This is a genomic window from Azospira restricta, assembly GCF_016858125.1.
GTDB classification, from domain to species: Bacteria; Pseudomonadota; Gammaproteobacteria; order Burkholderiales; family Rhodocyclaceae; genus Proximibacter; species Proximibacter restrictus.
The window spans coordinates 1,031,191-1,050,483 of sequence record NZ_CP064781.1 but is presented as its reverse complement, the minus strand read 5'-3'; the positions used below and the strand labels follow the sequence as shown (position 1 = coordinate 1,050,483).

The 19,293-nt window shown below is 70.6% G+C and carries 19 protein-coding genes; 6 read left to right on the top strand and 13 right to left on the bottom strand.

All coding sequences use genetic code 11. From position 1 onward, the window contains the following. Genes IWH25_RS05080 through IWH25_RS05065 form a run of 4 tightly spaced genes read right to left on the bottom strand, consistent with a single transcriptional unit; the run spans position 1 to position 5,649 of the window. A complete protein-coding gene (locus tag IWH25_RS05080; RefSeq protein WP_203388250.1) occupies positions 1–1,449 on the bottom strand; it encodes a nickel-dependent hydrogenase large subunit in 1,449 nt (482 codons plus the stop codon). After that, entirely contained in the window at positions 1,446–2,444 is a 999-nt protein-coding gene (locus tag IWH25_RS05075; protein ID WP_203388249.1) for an NADH-quinone oxidoreductase subunit B family protein, read from the bottom strand. The genes IWH25_RS05080 and IWH25_RS05075 overlap by 4 nt, the downstream gene beginning before the upstream one ends. Then, the gene (locus tag IWH25_RS05070; protein ID WP_203388248.1) at positions 2,441–3,922 is read right to left on the bottom strand and encodes a sigma-54-dependent transcriptional regulator; all 1,482 of its coding nucleotides are present in this window, start codon (positions 3,920–3,922) and stop codon (positions 2,441–2,443) included. Before IWH25_RS05070 ends, IWH25_RS05075 begins: the two co-directional genes overlap by 4 nt. After that, positions 3,919–5,649, bottom strand: a complete 1,731-nt coding sequence (locus tag IWH25_RS05065; protein WP_203388247.1) for a hydrogenase maturation protein — start codon at positions 5,647–5,649, stop codon at positions 3,919–3,921. The genes IWH25_RS05070 and IWH25_RS05065 overlap by 4 nt, the downstream gene beginning before the upstream one ends. Before the next feature lie 200 nt (positions 5,650–5,849). Between IWH25_RS05065 and IWH25_RS05060 the strand changes: the two genes are divergently transcribed. Further along, positions 5,850–6,059: a hypothetical protein gene (locus IWH25_RS05060; RefSeq protein WP_203388246.1), complete on the top strand. Its 210-nt coding sequence runs from the start codon at positions 5,850–5,852 to the stop codon at positions 6,057–6,059. A 10-nt stretch (positions 6,060–6,069) separates the two neighbouring features. Here the strand turns inward: IWH25_RS05060 and hypE are convergent, their stop codons facing one another. The 9 genes from hypE to nirB form a co-directional block, all read right to left on the bottom strand. Beyond that, entirely contained in the window at positions 6,070–7,122 is a 1,053-nt protein-coding gene (gene hypE / locus IWH25_RS05055; RefSeq protein ID WP_203388245.1) for a hydrogenase expression/formation protein HypE, read from the bottom strand. Beyond that, on the bottom strand, positions 7,119–8,246 hold the full coding sequence (hypD, locus tag IWH25_RS05050; protein WP_203388244.1) for a hydrogenase formation protein HypD: 1,128 nt from the start codon (positions 8,244–8,246) through the stop codon (positions 7,119–7,121). The genes hypE and hypD overlap by 4 nt, the downstream gene beginning before the upstream one ends. Continuing rightward, positions 8,233–8,478 carry a HypC/HybG/HupF family hydrogenase formation chaperone gene (locus IWH25_RS05045; protein ID WP_203388243.1) on the bottom strand — a complete coding sequence of 82 codons (246 nt, stop codon included), beginning with the start codon at positions 8,476–8,478 and terminating at the stop codon, positions 8,233–8,235. Before IWH25_RS05045 ends, hypD begins: the two co-directional genes overlap by 14 nt. Further along, positions 8,479–10,779: a carbamoyltransferase HypF gene (gene hypF / locus IWH25_RS05040; protein WP_203388242.1), complete on the bottom strand. Its 2,301-nt coding sequence runs from the start codon at positions 10,777–10,779 to the stop codon at positions 8,479–8,481. An 18-nt stretch (positions 10,780–10,797) separates the two neighbouring features. Then, positions 10,798–11,784 carry a hydrogenase nickel incorporation protein HypB gene (hypB, locus tag IWH25_RS05035; RefSeq protein ID WP_203388241.1) on the bottom strand — a complete coding sequence of 329 codons (987 nt, stop codon included), beginning with the start codon at positions 11,782–11,784 and terminating at the stop codon, positions 10,798–10,800. 42 nt (positions 11,785–11,826) lie between these two features. Continuing rightward, on the bottom strand, positions 11,827–12,159 hold the full coding sequence (locus tag IWH25_RS05030; protein WP_471221819.1) for a hydrogenase maturation nickel metallochaperone HypA/HybF: 333 nt from the start codon (positions 12,157–12,159) through the stop codon (positions 11,827–11,829). A gap of 1 nt (position 12,160) precedes the next feature. Continuing rightward, positions 12,161–13,150 carry a nickel-dependent hydrogenase large subunit gene (locus tag IWH25_RS05025; protein WP_203388239.1) on the bottom strand — a complete coding sequence of 330 codons (990 nt, stop codon included), beginning with the start codon at positions 13,148–13,150 and terminating at the stop codon, positions 12,161–12,163. Between the two features lie 86 nt (positions 13,151–13,236). Next, positions 13,237–13,620, bottom strand: a complete 384-nt coding sequence (locus IWH25_RS05020) for a nitrite reductase (NAD(P)H) small subunit (RefSeq protein WP_238999008.1) — start codon at positions 13,618–13,620, stop codon at positions 13,237–13,239. Between the two features lie 17 nt (positions 13,621–13,637). Next, positions 13,638–16,085: a nitrite reductase large subunit NirB gene (nirB, locus tag IWH25_RS05015; protein WP_203388238.1), complete on the bottom strand. Its 2,448-nt coding sequence runs from the start codon at positions 16,083–16,085 to the stop codon at positions 13,638–13,640. 396 nt (positions 16,086–16,481) lie between these two features. Here nirB and ccmA point away from each other — a divergent pair, with 396 nt between their 5' ends. Genes ccmA through ccmE form a run of 5 tightly spaced genes read left to right on the top strand, consistent with a single transcriptional unit; the run spans position 16,482 to position 19,293 of the window. Then, positions 16,482–17,096, top strand: coding sequence for a cytochrome c biogenesis heme-transporting ATPase CcmA (gene ccmA / locus IWH25_RS05010; protein ID WP_203388237.1), 615 nt, complete (start codon positions 16,482–16,484; stop codon positions 17,094–17,096). Beyond that, positions 17,093–17,761 (top strand): heme exporter protein CcmB, encoded by a 669-nt coding sequence (gene ccmB / locus IWH25_RS05005; RefSeq protein ID WP_203388236.1) that lies wholly within the window; start codon positions 17,093–17,095, stop codon positions 17,759–17,761. The genes ccmA and ccmB overlap by 4 nt, the downstream gene beginning before the upstream one ends. Before the next feature lie 9 nt (positions 17,762–17,770). Then, complete coding sequence (locus IWH25_RS05000) at positions 17,771–18,526, top strand: heme ABC transporter permease (RefSeq protein WP_238999007.1); 756 nt, start codon at positions 17,771–17,773, stop codon at positions 18,524–18,526. Further along, complete coding sequence (gene ccmD / locus IWH25_RS04995) at positions 18,523–18,747, top strand: heme exporter protein CcmD (protein ID WP_203388235.1); 225 nt, start codon at positions 18,523–18,525, stop codon at positions 18,745–18,747. The genes IWH25_RS05000 and ccmD overlap by 4 nt, the downstream gene beginning before the upstream one ends. A gap of 12 nt (positions 18,748–18,759) precedes the next feature. After that, positions 18,760–19,293, top strand: a complete 534-nt coding sequence (gene ccmE / locus IWH25_RS04990) for a cytochrome c maturation protein CcmE (protein WP_203388234.1) — start codon at positions 18,760–18,762, stop codon at positions 19,291–19,293.

Below are 19,293 nucleotides of genomic sequence, written 5' to 3'. Positions count from 1 at the left end.
TCAGTGCACCGTGCACACCATGCACGGATCGAACGAGCGCACGACGTGCTGGACGATCGGCGGGTTCCGCTCGCCGGCGCCGACCGGCAGGCCGACCAGCGCCTGCTCGAGCGCACCGGGCTGGCCGGCGGCATCCCGCGGCGAGAAGTTCCAGGTGGTCGGCGCGACGATCTGGTAACCGGCGATGCGGCCGCGCTCGATCGTCAGCCAGTGGCCGAGCGCGCCGCGCGCCGCCTCGACCAGGCCGACCCCGTGCGCGTCCTGCGGCGCCGTCCATTCGGCGCAGAACGGCTCGCCGGGAGCGATCTCGCGCAGCCACTGCTCCATCTGCGGCAGCAGCCGCGCCACCTCGCTCATGCGCGCGACGACGCGCGCCAGCACACTGCCGCCGTGCGCGGCGACGAGGCTCGCGGCCAGCGGCTGGCCGGCGAGCAGCTGGCGCGCCAGCGCGCCGGTCTCGACCGCGCGGCCGGCGTAGCGCGGCGCCTTGCACCACGAGTAGGCGGCGGGCTTGGCGTCGGGGTCGGCGAGCGGTCGCGTCTCGCCGGCGGCCGGCGGCAGCGCGGCGCCGTCCTCCAGCCAGGCATGGCTGACGTCCTCGACGATGGCAGCGGGGTCGAGCGCCAGCGCGGCGCCGTCCTGCCAGACACCGCGCGGCAAGAGCGGGCCGCCGGCGGCGGCGTAGGCGCCGAAGGACAGGAAGCGGTCGCCGGCGCGGCCGACGCGCTCCAGCCCGAGCGCGAGGGCGACGCGCACGAAGCGGGCGAGGTCGCCGTCGCGCGCCTCGGCCCAGGCCGCCAGCGCCGCCGGCGAGTCGAGCGCGGCGAAGGCTTCCAGCGCGTCGGCGAACAGCGTCGTCTCGAGGAAGTCGCGGAACTCGCGCAGCACCTCGGCCAGCCGGACCTTCTCGGTCGGCGTGATCGCCCGGGTCGTGCCGCCCGGTTGCAGCGCCAGCGTGTGCGGCCATTTGCCGGCGAGGTAGCCGAGCACGCGCAGGAAGTCGGTGCGCGCCGGCAGCCAGTCGGCGAGCGCGCTGCCGCGCTGCGCGCGGAAGCGTTCGGCGACGCCCGCGTGCCACGGCGCGCCGGCGTAGCCGTCGCGCGCGAAGTCGGGCATGAAGAAGCAGTAGAAGTGCGTCAGGTGGTCGGCGAGGTTCTCGCAGCAGTGGATCAGGTTCTGCGCGAGGCGGCCGTTGGCCGGCATGACGAGGCCGGCGGCGGCGGCCAGCGCAGCGGCGGCGGCGGCCGACTGCGACACCGAGCAGATGCCGCAGATGCGCGGCACCAGCACCAGCGCGTCGAGCGGGTCGCGGCCGACGAGCAGGTTCTCGAAGCCGCGGTACAGCGAGGCGCTGACCTCGGCGCCGCGCACGCGGCCGTCGGCGACGTCGAGCGCCACCTCGAGGTCGCCCTCGACGCGGTTGAACGGGCCGATCACGAGCCGGCTCACGGGCGCGGCCCCTTCTTGGTCGACGGCAGCGGCAGCGGATGGTCGCGCGTCGCCGACTCGCGCACGCGCTTCGGCGTCGCCGACTTGGACAGCGCGGCGAGCGCGACGAACCAGGCCTTCGGCATGTCCAGCGGCAGGCCGATCGGGATGCCGGCGACCTTCGGCGTCGCCATGAACGGATGCCCCGGTTCCTCGAAGCCGGGCTCGGTGCAGGCGATGCACGAGAAGCCGCCGCGCAGGCACGAGCCGACGCCGTACCACGGCCGCACGTTGCAGTCGGCGTGCGCCTGCGTGCCCTTGCAGCCGAGGTTCTCCATCAGGCAGCCGAGGTCGGAGGGCTTCTGCGCGCTGGCCTTGAATTCGTAGAACTCGTTCTTCGGGCAGCCGTGGTGGACCAGTTGCTCGGAATAGAAGCGCGGCCGCTGCAGCGCGTCGAGGTCGCCGGCGGCGAAGGCGCCGGCGGCGAGCGCCAGCAGCGTGTCGACGACCCAGTCGGCGTGGATCGGGCAGCCGGCGACGTTGACCACCGGCAGCCCGCTGCCGGCGCGGAAATCGGCGCCGAGCAGGCCGCCCGGCTCGGCGCCGTCGAACTGCAGGCCGCAGGCTTCGAGCAGGTTGTCGCCGGAGGCGGCAATGCCGCCGTAGGCGGTGCAGCTGCCGATCGCCAGCACATGGCGGGCGCGCGCGGCCAGCCGGCGCACCCAGTCGATCATCGGCACGCCGCTGCCGGCCAGCACGTGGAAGCGGCCGCTGCCGTTCGGCCCGCGCAGCAGCGCGCCCTCGACGCACAGTGCGTCGAAGGCGAGGGTGCCGTCGGCGGCGGCGGCGAGCAGCGCCAGCGCCTCGTCGCCGCTGGCTTCCGCCAGCGCCGGGTGGAAGACGAGCTCGACGCCGCCGCCGGCGAGCCGCGCCAGCACGCCGCGCCGCGACTCGGCGCCTAGCAGCGACTGCGTGCAGCCGCCGCAGCCGGAAGCCTGCAGCCAGAGGATCTTCATTTGCGCTCCAGCCCGTAGCGCTCGAGCTTGTTGCGCAAACCGACGCGCGACAGCCCGAGTTCGGCGGCCGCCTTCGACTTGTTCCAGCGGTGGCGGATCAGCGCCTCCTTGACCACCTGCGCCTCCAGCTGCTCCATGCGTTCCTTCAGCCCGCCGTCGAGGCCCGCCAGCAGCGACAGGTCGGCCGCCTGCGTCTCGCCGACCGGCGTCCGCAGCACGCGCGGGCTGAGCAGCTCGGCGCCGAGGCGCGGCCCGTCGGTCAGCGCCAGCATGCGCAGGATCTCGTTCTGCAGTTCGCGCACGTTGCCCGGCCAGCGGTAGGCGGCGATGCAGGCCGCCGCCTCGCCGGTGAAGCCGTCGCAGTCCTTGCCCAGCGCCCGCTTCGACGCCTCGAGCAGGCGCTCGGCCAAGAGCGGGATGTCCATCGTCCGCTCGCGCAGCGGCGGCACGTGCAGCGGCACCGTCGCCAGCCGGTAGTAGAGGTCCTCGCGGAAGCGCCCTTCGCGCACCTCGGCCTCGAGGTCGCGGTTGGTGGCGGCGATCACGCGCACGTCGACCGACACCGGCCGCGCGCCGCCGAGCGGGCGGAACTCGCCTTCCTGCAGCACGCGCAGCAGTTTGACCTGGAAGGCGGGCGAGGTCTCGCCGATCTCGTCGAGGAAGATGGTGCCGCCGTCGGCCTGCTGGAACAGCCCGATGCGGTCTTCGTAGGCGCCGGTGAAGGCGCCGCGCTTGTAGCCGAACAGTTCGGCCTCGAGCAGCTGGTCGGGCAGCGCGCCGCAGTTCTCGACGACGAAGGCCCGGCCGGCGCGGCGGCTGCCGTAGTGGATCGCGCGCGCGACCATCTCCTTGCCGGTGCCCGACTCGCCGCTGATCAGCACCGACAGGTCGAACGGGGCGACCTTCCCGATCAGCGCGACGACTGCGTTGAGCGGGCTGTGCGGCGCACGCACCAGGCCGTCTACGCCGAACTCGCGCTTCACCCGCTCGTACTTCATCTCGACGCGCCTCTTCAGCACCGGTTCGGCGGCGCGCAGCTCGAGCGACAGGCGCTGGTTCTCCTGCTGCAGGCGCGAGATGTTCCAGGCGTTCTTCAGCGTCAGCAGCAGCTGCTCGGGCTGCCAGGGCTTCAACAGGTACTGGTAGATGCCGGCCTCGTTGATGCCGGCGATGATGTCCTCGGCCTCGGTGTAGCCGGAGAGGATGATGCGCACCGAATCCGGCCAGCGCTCGCGCACGCCCTTCAGGAACTCGACGCCGGTGGTCCCCGGCATGCGCTGGTCGCAGAGCACGATCTGCACGCCGCCCAACGGGGCTTCGCGTTCGAGCACCGCCTGCGCCGTCTCGGCGCCGTCGGCGGTGAACACCGCGAAGTCCTCCTCCAGCGTGCGCTGCAGCGCCTCGCGCGAGCGCAGCTCGTCGTCGACGACGAGGACCGCCGGCAGCCTGCCGTTGCCGGCACGCAGCGGCGCGCTCATGCCGGCACCTCTGCGCACGGGACGGTCCAGCCGAGGTCGCGGTGCTTCGCCAGATGGCGCGGCGTCCACGACTGCGGCGACTTGTGCACGAAGTGGAAGCGGGCGACGTGGTAACTCGGGTCGAAGCCGTAGAAGTTGCGGCGCATATGCTCGAGCTCCTCGTTGCGGTAGGCGGCGAGCGGCTTCGCCGCCTCGTCGTCGGCGCGCTTCTCGCGCTTGGCGGCAAGCCGTTCGTGGAGGTCCGGCGCCGCCGCCAGTTCGGCCGCGCGGCGCGCGACGTCGACGCGGAAGGCGGCGATGTCCGAGGCCAGGCAGGCGTCGACGAAGCCGCTGGCGACGCCGGCCTTCGCGGTGAGCGGCAGGCGGTGCTGCATGATCGCGCGCGCGCCCTCGATGCCGACGCGCGGCGGCAGCAGGTAGGTCCAGTATTCGGAGCCGAACAGGTTGCCCATGTTCTTGTAGTGCGGGTTCATCAGCGCGCCGTCGCGCATCCAGACGAAATCGGCGGCGCGCGCGAGGAAGCAGCCGCCGGCGCCGGCATTGCCCTGCACCGCGGCGATGGTGAGGTGCGAGCCGGTGGTGATGATCGCCTCGGCCAGGTCGTCGATGGCGTTGATGTTGGCCCACGATTCGTCGGCGGGGCTTTCCGCCGCCTCGATCAGGTTCAGGTGGATGCCGTTCGACCAGAAGTCGCGGCCGCCCATCAGCACGATCACCTTCGTCGGACGGCCCAAGGCCCAGCGGTAGGCGGCGAGCAGGCGCCGGCACTGCCGCGTGCCCATCGCGCCGTTGGTGAAGTCGAAATGCAGGAAGCCGACCTGCTGCGCCTCCTCGTAGCGGATGTCCTGCCAGGTCGCATGCTGCGGCGCCCACCAGCCGTCGAGCGCCGCCTCCGGCAAGGCCCGCGCTCCGTCGGCGAAGGCCAGCGTCGCCGGCAGCTTGAACGGATGCGCACTGTCGGCACGCTTGACGTGGCCGAGCCACACCGCGCCGTCGACGGTGGCGCGGCACAGCGCCGTCTCGCGCCGCGCGACCAGTTCGCCGGGCGCGCCCTTGAGCACGCTCTCGGCGCAGGCGTCGAATAGATGGCAGGGCCGGCCGAACAGGCGGTCGGCGACGCCGGGGAAGCCGTCGGCGGCGTTGATCTTCGCCAGCACCGTCGCCGTCGTCTCGCGCGACCAGTCGATCGCGCGCTCGGCCTGCGTCATCAGCGGGCGCAGGCGGCCGCGCACGTCCGGGTTGCCGTAGTCGAGCGGCGTCGGCGCGAAGTTGCCGGCGGCGAAGCGCTCGACCGCCTTCAGCACGCCGCGCGTCGCCGCCTCGGTGACCTCGTTGCGGTACAGGCTCGACTTCTTCGCGACGCGCAGCGTGAAGCGCTCCTCCGCCCAGATCGGCCCGGCATCCATCTCGGCCTCGGCCTGCAGCACGGTGACGCCCCATTCCGGCCACTGCTCCTGGATCGCCCAGTCGAGCGCCGACGGGCCGCGGTCGCCGACGATGCCGGGATGCACGATCAGGCAGGTGTGCTGCCGCCAGATCGATTCCGGGATCGCACGGCGCAGGTAGGGGGCGACGATCAGGTCGGGCCGGAACAGCGCGACGGCCTCCTCGGCGACCGAATCGGTGATGTCGAACTCGATCGAGACCTGATGGCCGCGTTCGACGAGTTCGCAGTACAGGCGCTGCGTCAGGCTGTTGAAGGTATGGGTCAGGAACAGGATGCGCATCGCCTCACCCCGTGACATGCCGCAAGGGTTTTTTCACTGCGACGCGCAAAGTGCGATCCCTGTCGCCGCAAGCCTTTTCGCGCACCACCCAAGCCAGATGCATACACATATAACTTTCGTCTTATTTTTCAAACACTTCAGCTATGCCACGATGCGCCCGACGCCTCCCAGAAGGCGAACCGGACACCAGGGAGCCAACCATGTCGCAAGCCTCGCCCAAACGCAGCGCCGCCGCTGCACCCAAACGGCGCACCAGCCGCCGCCTCCGCTTCATCGCCGCCGTGCGCTTCGCCGACGGCCGTACCCAGTGCTTCTCGGTCGACAACGCGCGCGACCACGACGAAGCCCGCCGCATGGTGTTCGACGAGGTCGAAGACGTCGCGGCCGTGGTCATCTCGGACTACCGCTGATCCCGATCGCTCAGCAGATGCGGGGGAGCTGTTCCCCCGTCAGCCAGTCGACGATGCGTTTGCCGCCGAAGGCGGTGGTCATCTGCACGAAGTGGTGCGGGTCTTCATGCACCGTGCCGACCGCCGCCGCCCGCGCGCCGAGCGGATGCGCACGCAGCGCGGCAAGCGCCTGCTCCGCATCCTCGGGCGCGACGATCACCACCAGCTTGCCCTCGTTGGCGACATAGAGCGGGTCGAGCCCGAGGAACTCGCAGGCCGCCGCGACTTCCGGATTCACCGGCAGCGACTTCTCCTGCAGCATCATGCCCACCTTCGACTGGCGGGCGATCTCGTTCAGCGTCGTGGCCAGCCCGCCGCGCGTCGGGTCGCGCAGCACGCGCACGTCGGCGCCGCTCGCCAGCAGCGCCTCGATCAGCCCGTGCAAGGCCGCCGTGTCGGACTCGATCGGCGCCGAGAAACCGAGCGATTCGCGCTCGGCCATGATCGCCATGCCGTGGTCGCCGAGGGTGCCGGAGACGAGAATCGCGTCGCCCGGCCGCGCCCGGTCGCCGGACAGTTCGCGTCCGTCGGGAACGACGCCGACGCCGGTGGTCGTGATGAACACGCCGTCGCCCTTCCCTTGCTCGACGACCTTGGTGTCGCCGGTGACGATCGGCACGCCGGCGTCCTTCGCCGCGCTCGCCATCGACTCGACGATGCGCTTGAGATCCGCGAGCGGAAAGCCCTCCTCGAGGATGAACGAGGCCGACAGCCACAGCGGCTTGGCGCCCATCACCGCGACGTCGTTGATCGTGCCATGCACGGAGAGGCAGCCGATGTCGCCGCCGGGAAAGAACAGCGGCGAGACGACGTGCGCGTCGGCCGCCATCACCAGCCGGCCGCCGGCCGGCACCGGCAGCGTCGCGCCGTCGTTGCCCTGGCGCAGGAACTCGTTGTCGAAGGCCGCCGCGAACAGTTCCTCGATCAGCTGCGCCATCGCGCGGCCGCCGGAGCCGTGCGACAGGTCGATGCGGCCGTGCCTGATGTCGAGCGGGCGGACGTAGCCGCGCTTCACTTCACTCATTGGAAATCCTTGTAGCGACCGTAGGTGTAGTGCGCCGCGCAGGCGCCCTCGGACGACACCATGCACGAGCCGACCGGGTTCTCCGGCGTGCACACGGTGCCGAACAGCTTGCAGTCCTGCGGCTTTTTCACGCCGCGCAGGATCGCGCCGCACTCGCAGGCGCGGTTGTCGGCGACCGAGACGTAGGCAACCGGGAAGCGCTGCTCGGCATCAAACTCGGCGAATTCCTTGCGGATCTTCAGCCCGGAATACGGCACGACGTTGAGGCCGCGCCACTCGAACTGGCGGCGCAGCTCGAAGACCTCGGCGACGAGGTTCTGCGCCTTGACGTTGCCCTCGCGCGTGACCGCCCGCGAGAACTCGTTCTCGACGACGGCGCGGCCTTCGTTCACCTGCTTCACCAGCATCAGGATCGCCTGCATCACGTCGAGCGGCTCGAAGCCGGCGATCACCACCGGCTTCCTGTATTCCTCGGCGAAGAACTCGTAGGGCTGGCTGCCGATGATCGTCGACACGTGCGCCGGGCCGATGAAGCCGTCGAGCGGCACGGTGCCCCACTGGCGCACTTCCGGCGATTCGAGGATGGTGCTGATCGCCGACGGCGTCAGCACGTGGCAGCAGAGCACGGAGAAATTCTTCAGGCCGAGCGCCTGCGCCTGCTTGATGGCGACGGCCGTCGGCGGCGTCGTCGTCTCGAAGCCGATGGCGAAGAAGACGACCTGTTTCTCCGGGTTGGCCTGCGCGACCTTCAGCGCGTCGGCGCTCGAATAGACCATGCGGATGTCGCCGCCGCGCGCCTTCGCCTTCATCAGCGAAAGACTGTCCGAGGCCGGTACCCGGAGGGTATCGCCGTAGGTGCACAGCGTCACGCCGCAGTCGAGCGCGAGGCGGATCGCCATGTCGACGCGGCCGACCGGCAGCACGCAGACCGGGCAGCCCGGGCCGTGGATCATGCGCACGTTGTCGGGCAGAAGGTCGGCGACGCCATAGCGCGAAATGGCGTGCGTGTGGCCGCCGCAGAACTCCATGAAGTGGTAGCTGCGCGCAGGCACGGCGGCCTGCCTGATCGCGGCGGAGAGGCCGCGCGCGAGGTCGCCGTCGCGGAACTCGTCAATGTATTTCACGCGCCGCCTCGGCCATTGCCTGCTCGCCCATCTCGGCGAACAGCGCCAGCGTCTTCTCGGCCTCGTCCGGGTCGAGTTTCGTCAGTGCGTAGCCGACATGGACGATCACGTAGTCGCCGACGGCGACGTCGTCCAGCAGCGCCAGCGAGATGTCCTTCTTCATGCCGGAGACGTCGATCGTCGCCGTCTCGCCGTCGATGGCGACGACCTTGCAGGGGAGTGCGAGACACATTCAGTGCTCCTCGATGTCGGAATTCATCGCCACCCAGGCCTGGCCGAGCGCCAGCCCGCCGTCGTTCGGCGGCAGCCGCTGCGCCTCGACCAGCGTCAGCCCGTGCGTCGCCAGCCGGCTGCGCAGGCCGCGCACCAGCACCTGGTTGAGGAAGCAGCCGCCGGCGCCGAGCACCCGGCCGCCGTCGGCGAAGCCGCGCACCCAGTCGGCGAGCGCCGCCGCCAGCGTCGCGTGGAACACCGCGGCGCCGCGGCCGGGATTGGTCTCGTCGGCGAGCACGGCGAGCAGCGGCGTCAGGTCGAGCTCGCCGCCGTCGATCCGCCAGCCGTGGTCGATCGGCAGCATCTCGCCGTAGCGTTCCGCCAGCCCTTCGAGCAGCATCGCCGCCTGGCCCTCGAAGGCCATCGTCCGGCACACGCCGAGCAGGCCGGCGGCGGCGTCGAACCAGCGGCCGAGGCTGGACGAGGGCGGGCAGTTGACGCCGCGTTCGAGCAGCTGGCCGAGCATCGTCGCCGCCGGCTGGTCGGCGAAGCGGCGCTCGATCTCGTCGGCGCGGCCGAGGCGGTGCAGCACCGCCGCCGCCATCCGCCACGGTTCGCGCGCGGCGCGGTCGCCGCCGGGCAGCGGCAGCGGCCGCAAGGAGCCGAGGCGCCGGCAGCTGCGGCGCGCGGCGTGCAACAGCTCGCCGCCCCAGGCGCCGCCGTCGCTGCCCAGCCCGACGCCGTCGAGCGCGAGGCCGATCGTCGCGTCGCGGATGCCGTGCTCGGCGAGCACCGCCGCCAGGTGCGCATGGTGGTGCTGCACGGCGATCGCCGGCAGCCCGCGCATGCGCGCGTAGTCGGCGGCGAAGCGGGTCGAGTGGAAATCCGGGTGCAGGTCGTGCGCGACGCGCTCCGGCTTCACCTGCAGCACGGCCAGCAGGTGCGCGACGGTTTCCTCGAAGAAGCTGCAGGTCGCGGCGTTGTCGAGGTCGCCGATGTGCTGCGAGACGAAGGCCTCGTTGCCGCGCGTGACGCAGACGGTGTTCTTGAACCAGCCGCCGACGGCCAGCGTCGCCGGTCCCGGGTAGGGCAGCCTGATCGCGCGCGGCGTGAAGCCGCGCGCCCGGCGCAGGAACTGGAAGCCGCCGGGCGCGGCGCGCAGCACCGAGTCGTCGCAGCGGACGACGATGTCGCGGTCGTGGATCAGGTAGGCGTCGGCGATCTCCGAGAGGCGCAGCAGTGCCTCGTCGTTGCCGGTCACCAGCGGCTCGCCGCCGGGGTTGGCGCTGGTCATCACCAGCGCCAGCTCCTGCGGCCGCGACAGCCAGGCGGTACCGGCCGGCCGCCCGGCGGCCTCGTGGAAGAGCAGGTAGTGCAGCGGCGTGTACGGCAGCATCAGCCCGAGCCAAGCCATCCCCGGCGCGACGCCGGGCAGGCGCTCGTCGGCGGCGTGCCGCTTCTTCATCAGCACGATCGGCCGCTCGGCCGCTTCGAGCAGCGCCGGCTCGCCGATGCCGACCTGCACCAGCGACGACGCCGACGCCAGGTTGGCGACCATCACCGCGAACGGCTTCTCCTCGCGCGCCTTGCGCTCGCGCAGCGCGCTCACCGCCTCGGCGTTGCGCGCGTCGCAGACGAGGTGGAAGCCGCCCAGCCCCTTGATGGCGACGATGCCGCCCTGGCGCAGCAGCGTCAGCGTCTTCGCCAGCGGGTCGCCGGCGATCTCGGCGCCGCTCTCGTCGAGCAGCGTCAGCCGCGGGCCGCACTTCGCGCAGCAGTTGGCCTCGGCGTGGAAGCGGCGGTCGGCCGGGCGTTCGTATTCCTGGCGGCAGTCGCGGCACAACGGGAACGGCGCCAGCGCGGTGCGCGCGCGGTCGTACGGGATGCCGCGGCTGATCGTATAGCGCGGGCCGCAGTGCGTGCAGTTGGTGAAGGCATAGCGCCAGCGGCGCGACTTCGGGTCGAACAGCTCGCCGAGGCAGTCGGCGCAGATCGCCGTGTCGTGGCCGATCGTCGTCGTCGCCGGACCGCCGTCGCTGTCGAGGATGACGAACTCGGCCGCGGCATCGCCCTTGCGTTCGGCGGGGTGCGCGCGCACGTCGTCGACGCGCGCCAGCGGCGGCGCCTCGCGCGACAGGCGCTCGATCAGCGCGTTGACCTGCGGCGGCTTGCCGCAGACCTCGATCTCGACGCCGCCGCCGGTGTTGCGCACCCAGCCGTGCAGCTCGAGCTCGTTGGCCAGCCGCCAGACGAACGGCCGGTAGCCGACGCCCTGGACGACGCCGGTGACGCGGATGCGCTGGCAGACGATGCCGGGCATGGTCGGACCGCGACGGGATCAGCCTTGCGCGAGCCGGGCTTCGAGTTCGGCGATGCGCCGCTTCAGCGACGCCACCGTCTCCTGCCGCTTCGCTGCCTGCGCGGCGAGGCCGGCCTCGATCCAGCCCAGCCACTCGGCGAAGCCTTCGCCGCTGGTCGCCGACACCCGGATCACCGCCAGCTGCGGATTGACGCGGCGGGCGTGTGCGATCGCCTCGTCGAGCTTGAAGTTCACGTAGGGCAGGAGGTCGATCTTGTTCACCAGCATCAGCGACGCGGCGCGGAACATGTCCGGGTACTTCAGCGGCTTGTCCTCGCCCTCGGTGACCGACAGGATCGCCACCTTGTGCGCCTCGCCGAGGTCGAAGGCGGCCGGGCAGACGAGGTTGCCGACGTTCTCGATGAAGAGCAGCGAAGCGTCCGCCGGCGCCAGCTTCTGGACGGCGTGGCCGACCATCAGCGCGTCGAGGTGGCAGCCCTTGCCGGTGTTGATCTGCAAGGCCGGCGCGCCGGTCGCGCGGATGCGCTCGGCGTCGTGGCTGGTCTGCTGGTCGCCCTCGATCACGGCCAGCGCATGCTTCGTCTTGAGCGCGTCGATCGTCCGGCAGAGCAGCGTCGTCTTGCCCGAGCCGGGGCTGGAGACCAGGTTCAGCGCGAAGATGCCCTGATCAAGGAAGCGGGCGCGGTTCTGCGCGGCGTAGGCGTCGTTCTTGGACAGGATGTCGCGCTCGATCTGCACCATGCGCGACTGCGACATCCCCGGCGCGTGCGCGCCGGCCGGGCCGTGGCCGTAATGGACGGAGCCGGCGCTCTCGTGCGCGGCGGCGGCGGCGTCGCCGTGGCGATGGGCATGCGCCGGCGCCGCCGGCCGGTAAGGATTGTTCGCCGGCGGATGCGCATGCGCCGTGCCGTCGGCGTGTACATGCCAGTGCTCATGGTCATGGCCGTGCACGGCTTCGCCGTCGATGCGCGTTTCGCCGGCAGCGCAGCCGCAAGTGGTACACATCCTTCTCGCTCCTCCAGTGTGCTGCTGTTCCGTCGTTCTTTTTTAGTCGACTTCGAGTTCCCTGACGCGCATTTCGGTGCCCGCGGTCGGATGCACCGGGTAGCCGCCGCATTCCGGGCAGGGGTCGAAGACGGCGCCGATCTCGACCGTCCTGCCGCAGGACAGGCATTCGCCGCGGCCCGGGACCTCGATGATCTCCAGCGTCGCGCCGTCGGCAATGGTGCCGCGCGACACCGCACCGAAGCAGAAGGCCATCGCGTCCGGCTCGACCGACGACAGCCAGCCGATCTCCAGAAATACCGTCTTCACCTTACGGAAACCTTGCTCGCGGGCGGCGTCCTCGATGATCTGGACCACCCCTTCGGCCAGCGACATTTCATGCATCTTCGACCACCACCTCGTAAGCGACGCAGGGGTCGAGCGCCAGCGCCAGCCGGCGCGCCGCCGCGGCCGCCGCGTCGCGCGTCGCCGCCGGGATGCCGGCGATCTCGCCGGCAAACGCCCCCTGCGGATGGAAATTCCACTCCGTGGGGGCGACGATAACATGGCACCCCACCCGCTCGTCCTTGACCTGCATCAGATGGAGGAGGAGTCCGCGCGCGGTTTCGACGCGGGCCAGCCCGACGCCGGCGGCCACGGGCGCCGCGTCGAACCAGTCGACAACCCGCGCCGGGTCGACGAGGGTCGCCGCCAGCTCGCGCAGGTCGGCCAGCCGCGCCGCGACGCGGGCGGCGATCCGCCGCCCCTGCGCCAGCAACCCGGCGACGGCGACATCGCCGGCGTGCCGCGCCAGCGCGCCGGTTTCAGCCGGCGCGCCCTGCCATTGCGGACAGGCGGCGAAGGCCGCGTCGATGCCGACGCGCGCCCACTCGGCGGCGGCAACCGGCGGCAGCAGCGCGACGCTCGGCGCCGCTGTTTCCGCCGGCCAGGCGCCCGGCGCCAACGAAGGGAGAAAGGCGAGTAGTTCGGCGGCGAGCGCCGCATCGTCGGCCGGCGCCGCTGCGGCGAGGCGCTGCCGCCAGCGGCGGAAGTCGTCGAGGCGGGGCGCGCCGCCGAGCAGCGGCGGCCAGTCGAGGCACAGCCGCCAGAGGTGCTCGCCGATCGCCTCGAGCACGACCGCACGCCGCGCCGCCGCACAGGCGCTGGCAGCGGCGGGCTGGCCGCGCGCCGCTGCCAGCGCCAGCCGCGCGGCGAGGCCCTGCGCCTGGCCGCACAGCGAGAACAGCCGCGGCACTAGCGCCACCGCCTCGTCGGCGTCGCGGCCGACGAGCGCCTGCGCCGCCTGCGGCCGCGTCGAGGCGAGTGCCGCCGTCACGCAGCGCGCGCCGTCCCAGCCGACTGTGATGGTGAGTTTGCCCGCGTCCATGCCACCCCCGAAGCGAGGCTGCGATTCTATCCCACGCTGAAAAAACAAACGGGGGCCGCAGCCCCCGTTGCCGGAAACGCCCCGGTTCAGGCCGCCTGCGCGCAGGCGCAGCCGCCGCCGCAGGCGGCGCTCGCCGTCTGCGGCAACAGCCCGACGAGAATGCGGCCGTCGGCGACACGCACCGGATAGGTGCTCACCGCGCCGGTGTCGGGGCCGACGGCGAAGCCGGTCGGCAGGTCGATGACCAACCCGTGCAGCGGACACTGCACGCGCTCGCCGAAGACCATGCCCTGGCTGAGCGGGCCGCCCTTGTGCGGGCAGCGGTCGTCGATCGCGTAGACCGCTCCGCTGCCGGTGCGGACGACGGCGATGTCGCCGTGCGCGCTCGGCAGGCGGCGGGCGCCGGGGCTGGGGATGGCCTCGAGCGGGCCGGCGTCGATCCACTGCATCTCGTTCCTAATCGTCGTCATGTTCGTTTCTCCTTCGTTCAGGCGGCGGCTTCGACGACTTCGAGCGCCGCGTATTCGTAATCGGGACGGTCGGACTTCGCGCGGTCCTGCCAGGGGTCGACCTGGGCGAACTGCTGCGCGTGCCAGAAGCGCTCGGCGAGCGCCTGGCGCGCTGCGCCGTCGTCGAGGATGCGCTTCTTCACGTAGGGCATGCCGACGCGCTCGATCCACGCCGACGAGCGCTCCAGGTACCAGCCCTCCTCGCGGTAGAGCTGCAGGAAGGCGGCGGCGTGCTCGATCGCCTCGTCGTCGGTGGCGACCTTGCACAACAGGTCGGTGGCGCGCACGCGCACGCCGCAGGTACCGCCGACGTGCAGCTCCCAGCCGGAATCGACGCCGACGATGCCGAAGTCCTTGATCGTCGCCTCGGCGCAGTTGCGCGGGCAGCCGGAGACGCCCATCTTGAACTTGTGCGGCGTCCACGCGCCCCAGAACTTCTTCTCGACGGCGACCCCGAGACCGAGCGAGTCCTGCGTGCCGAAGCGGCACAGGCCCTTGCCGACGCAGGACTTCACCGAGCGCACTGCCTTGCCGTAGGCGAAGCCGGAGAGCATGTCGTTGTCGTTCAGCGTCGCCCACACCTTGGGCAGATCCTCCTTCTTGATGAACGGGATCGCCAGCCGCTGGCCGCCGGTGACCTTGACCGGCACGTTGTACTTCTCGGCGAGGTCGGCGATGACGCGCAGTTCCTTGGCGTTGGTCAGCCCGCCCCAGGTCCGCGGCACCACCGAGTAGCTGCCGTCGTTCTGGATGTTGGCGTGCACGCGCTCGTTGTGCACGCGGCTTTGCGGGTCGTCCTTGGCTTCGCCCGGCCAGGTCGAGATCAGGTAGTAGTTGAGCGCCGGCCGGCACTTCGGGCAGCCGTCCGGCGTCTTCCATTCGAGGAAGCGCATCGTTTCTGGAATCGTCGTCAGGTGCTGCTCGCGGATCGCGTTGCGCACCTCGGCGTGGGTGTGCTCGGTGCAGCCGCACAGCGGCTTTTCCTGCGGCGCCGGGCTGTAGTCGCCGCCGAGCGTGAAGGCGAGGATCTGCTCGACCTTGCCGGTGCACGAGCCGCAGGACGCCGAGGCCTTGGTGTGCGAACGCACCTCCTCGAGCGTGAACAGCCCCTTGTCGGTGATCGCCTTGACGATCATGCCCTTGGTGATGCCGTTGCAGCCGCAGACCTCGGTCTCGTCGGGCATGCTGGCGACGGCGACGGCGCCGCTGTGGCCGGCGTCGCCCAGGTGGCCGTGGCCGTGCAGCAGGTTCGGGCGCAGTTCGGAGATGTCCGAGCCGTCGCGCATCAGGTCGTAGTACCAGGTCTCGTTCGTCGTGTCGCCGTAGAGCAGCGCGCCGGCGAGCCGGTTATCGCGGATCACCAGCTTCTTGTAGACGCCGCGGCCGGGGTCCTCCATGACCAGCTCCTCGTAGCCGTCGCCGCCGCCGAAGTGGCCGGCCGAATAGAGGTCGATGCCGGTGATCTTCAGCTTGGTCGCCAACGGCTGGTCCTCGTAGCGCGCATGGCCGAGGCCGGCGAGATGGTTGGCGACGACCTTCGCCTGCTTGAACAGCGGCGCGACCAGGCCGTAGGTGTTGCCGGCGTGCTCGACGCATTCGCCGACCGCGTAGATGCGCGGATCGTAGGTCTGCATGCTGCCGTTGACGACGATGCCGCGCTGGCAATGGATGCCGGACTGCTGCGCCAGCTCGACGTTGGGGCGGATGCCGATGGCGACCACCGCGAGGTCGGCCGGCAGCGTGCGCCCGTCGCGCAGGCGTACCGCCTCGACCTGCTTGCCGCCGACGAAGCCCTGCGTCTCGGCGCCGAGTTCGACGGCGATGCCGCGCTCTTCCAGCGAGCGCTTCAAGAGCGCCGCCGCCGGCGCGTCGAGCTGGCGCTCCATCAGCTTGTCCATCAGGTGCACGACGGTCACCTGCATGCCGCGCTGCTTCAGGCCGTAGGCCGCCTCCAGCCCGAGCAGGCCGCCACCGACGACGACCGCGCGGCGGCCGGGGCGGGCGAGGTCGAGCATCGTCTCGACCTCGGCGATGTTGCGGAAGCTCATGACGCCGAACAGGTGGCTGCCGGGCAGCGGCATCATCGTCGGCCGCGCACCGGTGGCGAGCAGCAGCTTGTCGTAGTCGGCGATGGTACCGTCGGCGGCGATCACCTGGCGGCGGGCGCGGTTGATCGCCACCACCTTCCTGCCGCTCTCCAGCCGGATGCCGTGCTTCTCGTACCAGGCGCGGTCGTTGAGCACCGTGTCGGCGAACGGCTTCTCGCCCGAGAGCACGTGCGAGAGCAGGATGCGGTTGTAGTTGCCGTGCGGCTCCTCGCCGAACACGGTGATCTCGTACTTGTCCGGCGCCAGCGCGAGCAGTTCCTCGATGGCGCGGACGCCGGCCATGCCGTTGCCGACCAGTATCAGTTTTTCCTTCTTCATTGCGACCTCTCCCGTTTGTTGAAACCAAAACGGAGACCGACTCGCAATTCCTGTGCCAATCGCAACAAATGACAACAAAACCCTTTTTCAACAACGACATGAAGAACAGACCGGCGGACCATCCTGACCAATGAAGCACCGCCATCGGGCACAAAACATGCACTTTTAAAGGGCGCATGCACAAAACAAGTGATATCTTATTTTTGATACATATCAAAATTTCGACTTCATTGATAACAAGCAACTTTTTTAATCTTATCGTCAGAAAAAAACAAAATTTGACCCACATCAAATTTTTCCCGGCGCGAAGCCGCCATTTGATGCGCATCAACCCCCCGCTACAATAGCTGCCCCAAAATACGCGCACGCTTTCATCCGCCCCCGCCCCGCTCCCTGATGCTCGAAGCCTCCAACCTTGAATGCCAGCGCGGCGAACGGCGCCTGTTCTCGCGCATCGGCTTCCGCGTCGACGGCGGCGAGATGCTGTTCCTGCAGGGCAGGAACGGCGCCGGCAAGACGACGCTGCTGCGCATGATCTGCGGGCTGACGCACCCGGTCGCCGGCGAGATCCGCTGGAAGGGCGAGCCGATCGGCCAACTCGGCGACGAATTCCGCGAGGAGCTGTGCTACCTCGGCCATTTGAACGCGATCAAGGAGGAGCTGACGCCGCTCGAGAACCTGCTGGCGTCGGCGCACCTCGCCGGCGAAGCCCTCTCCGAGGACGACGCGATCGACGCGCTGGAAGCGGTCGGGCTGGCCGGGCGCGAGGACCTCGCCTGCAAGTACCTGTCGCAAGGGCAGAAGCGGCGCGTCGCGCTGTCCCGGCTGGTGCATGAAAAGCGCGCGCTGTGGGTGCTCGACGAGCCCTTCGTCGCCCTCGACGTGGCGGCGGTGGCCTGGCTGGCCGGGCTGATCGGCGCCCACCTGCAGCGCGGCGGGATGGCCGTGCTGACCACGCACCAGGCGGTGGACATTCCCGCCGGCGCGGTGAAGGAGCTGAAGCTCTCATGATCGGCATGGTGGGCGCGATCACCGCGCGCGATCTGCGGCTGGCGATGCGCCGGCAGGCCGACATCGTGTCGGTGCTGTTCTTCTTCATCATCGTCGCCAGCCTGTTCCCGCTCGGCGTCGGTCCGGAGCCGGACCTGCTGCGGAAGCTGGCCCCGGGGGTGCTGTGGGTCGGCGCGCTGCTGGCGACGATGCTGTCGCTGCCGCGGCTGTTCGCCGACGACTACCGCGACGGCACGCTCGAGCAGCTGGTGCTGGCGCCGCAGCCGCTCGGCCTGACCGTGCTCGGCAAGGTGCTCGCGCACTGGCTGGTGTCCGGCCTGCCGCTGGCGCTCTTGGCGCCGGTGCTCGGCATCCAGTTCGACCTGGCCGGCGACGCGCTGCTGGTGCTGACCGTGTCGCTCTTGATCGGCACGCCGGCGCTGTCCGGCATCGGCGCCATCGGCGCGGCGCTGACGCTGGGCCTGCGCGGCGGCGGCGTGCTGGTGTCGCTGCTGGTGCTGCCGCTGTACATCCCGGTGCTGATCTTCGGCGCCGGCGCGGTCGATGCGACGGTGACCGGCCTCGGCGCCGAGGCGCACCTGTCGATCCTCGGCGCGCTGGCGATCGCCGGCGTGTTTTTCGCGCCGTGGGCAACCGCGGCGGCCTTGAGAATTTCGCTCGAATAGTGGGATAACGTGAACAACCGCCTGATCAACTGGTTCAAGTACGCCTCGCCGCAGAGCTTCTACCCGCTCGCCGGGAAGCTGATCCCGTGGTTCGCCGCGGCGGCCGTCGTCTTCGGCGCCGCCGGGCTGTGGCTGGGCCTCGCCGTCGCGCCGACCGACTTCCAGCAGGGCGAGGGCTACCGCATCATCTTCGTGCACGTCCCGGCCTCGTGGATGAGCATGTTCATCTACCTGGTGATGGCCTTCTGGGCCGGCCTCGGGCTGGCCTACAACACGCGCCTCTCCGGGATGATGGCGCAGGCGCTGGCGCCGACCGGGGCGCTGATGGCCTTCCTCTCGCTGTGGACCGGCGCGCTGTGGGGCAAGCCGATGTGGGGAACCTGGTGGGTGTGGGATGCACGGCTGACCTCGGAGCTGATCCTGCTCTTCCTCTACATCGGCTTCATCGCGCTGCAGGCCTCGATCGACGACCCGCGCCGCGCCGACAAGGCCGGCGCCGTGCTGGCGCTGGTCGGCGTCGTGAACATCCCGATCATCTACTTCTCGGTGAAGTGGTGGAACACGCTGCACCAGGGCTCGTCGGTGAGCCTGACCAAGTCGCCGTCGATGGCCGCGCTGATGCTGTGGGGCATGCTGCTGATGGCGCTGGCGTTCTGGATGTACAGCATCGCCGTCGCGCTCTACCGGGTGCGCGGCATCATGCTCGAGCGCGAGCGCGGCAGCGAGTGGGTGAAGGGCGTGCTGCAGGCGGAGGGCACGAAATGAACATCCACTGGCAGAGCTTCTCCGACTTCCTGGCGATGGGCGGCTACGGCCTCTACGTCTGGGGCTCGTTCGGCGTCACCGCGCTGATCCTGGCGCTGGAACCGATGCTCGCCGTGCGCCGTCGAAACCAATTGATCGCCCGCCTCAAGCGGCAGCTCCGGGCGGAAACGAAATCCGCCGGCGAACGGCGCACGCCGCCCACCCCGAACCATCCGCAGTAACAGGAGTCCTCCATGAAAGCCCGTCAAAAACGCATTGCCCTGATCGGAGGCGGCCTCGTCGTGCTCGGCCTCGCCGCGACGCTGGTGCTCAATGCGCTGAACAGCAACATCGCGCTGTACATCTCGCCGACCGACGTGCTCGCCGGCAAGGCGCCGCAGGGCAAGGCCTTCCGCATCGGCGGCATGGTCAAGGAGGGCTCGGTGAAGCGCGAGGCCGACGGCGTCACCGTCAGCTTCATCGTCACCGACACCGAGAAGGACCTGCCGGTCGCCTACAAGGGCATCCTCCCCGACCTGTTCAAGGAAGGGAAGGGCGTCGTCGCGCAGGGCAAGCTCGATGCCGGCGGCAACCGCTTCGTCGCCAGCGAGGTGCTGGCCAAGCACGACGAGAACTACATGCCGCCGGAAGCCGCCAAGGCGGTCAGCGACGCGCACGAGCGCGCCGCCGCCAACAAGGCCAAGCAGGAGGCGGCCGGCGCCACCGCTCCGGCCGCCCCGCAGGCCGCCGCGCCCGCCGACAACGCGCCGCTGAAGACCGGCTACTGA

Coding starts and splice junctions, on each gene's coding strand:
- IWH25_RS05075 (WP_203388249.1), bottom strand. CDS start 2,444: ATGAAGATCCTCTGGCTGCAGGCTTCCGGCTGCGGCGGCTGCACGCAG.
- IWH25_RS05070 (WP_203388248.1), bottom strand. CDS start 3,922: ATGAGCGCGCCGCTGCGTGCCGGCAACGGCAGGCTGCCGGCGGTCCTC.
- IWH25_RS05065 (WP_203388247.1), bottom strand. CDS start 5,649: ATGCGCATCCTGTTCCTGACCCATACCTTCAACAGCCTGACGCAGCGC.
- IWH25_RS05060 (WP_203388246.1), top strand. CDS start 5,850: ATGTCGCAAGCCTCGCCCAAACGCAGCGCCGCCGCTGCACCCAAACGG.
- hypE (WP_203388245.1), bottom strand. CDS start 7,122: ATGAGTGAAGTGAAGCGCGGCTACGTCCGCCCGCTCGACATCAGGCAC.
- IWH25_RS05045 (WP_203388243.1), bottom strand. CDS start 8,478: ATGTGTCTCGCACTCCCCTGCAAGGTCGTCGCCATCGACGGCGAGACG.
- hypF (WP_203388242.1), bottom strand. CDS start 10,779: ATGCCCGGCATCGTCTGCCAGCGCATCCGCGTCACCGGCGTCGTCCAG.
- hypB (WP_203388241.1), bottom strand. CDS start 11,784: ATGTGTACCACTTGCGGCTGCGCTGCCGGCGAAACGCGCATCGACGGC.
- IWH25_RS05030 (WP_471221819.1), bottom strand. CDS start 12,159: ATGTCGCTGGCCGAAGGGGTGGTCCAGATCATCGAGGACGCCGCCCGC.
- IWH25_RS05025 (WP_203388239.1), bottom strand. CDS start 13,150: ATGGACGCGGGCAAACTCACCATCACAGTCGGCTGGGACGGCGCGCGC.
- IWH25_RS05020 (WP_238999008.1), bottom strand. CDS start 13,620: ATGACGACGATTAGGAACGAGATGCAGTGGATCGACGCCGGCCCGCTC.
- nirB (WP_203388238.1), bottom strand. CDS start 16,085: ATGAAGAAGGAAAAACTGATACTGGTCGGCAACGGCATGGCCGGCGTC.
- ccmA (WP_203388237.1), top strand. CDS start 16,482: ATGCTCGAAGCCTCCAACCTTGAATGCCAGCGCGGCGAACGGCGCCTG.
- ccmB (WP_203388236.1), top strand. CDS start 17,093: ATGATCGGCATGGTGGGCGCGATCACCGCGCGCGATCTGCGGCTGGCG.
- ccmD (WP_203388235.1), top strand. CDS start 18,523: ATGAACATCCACTGGCAGAGCTTCTCCGACTTCCTGGCGATGGGCGGC.
- ccmE (WP_203388234.1), top strand. CDS start 18,760: ATGAAAGCCCGTCAAAAACGCATTGCCCTGATCGGAGGCGGCCTCGTC.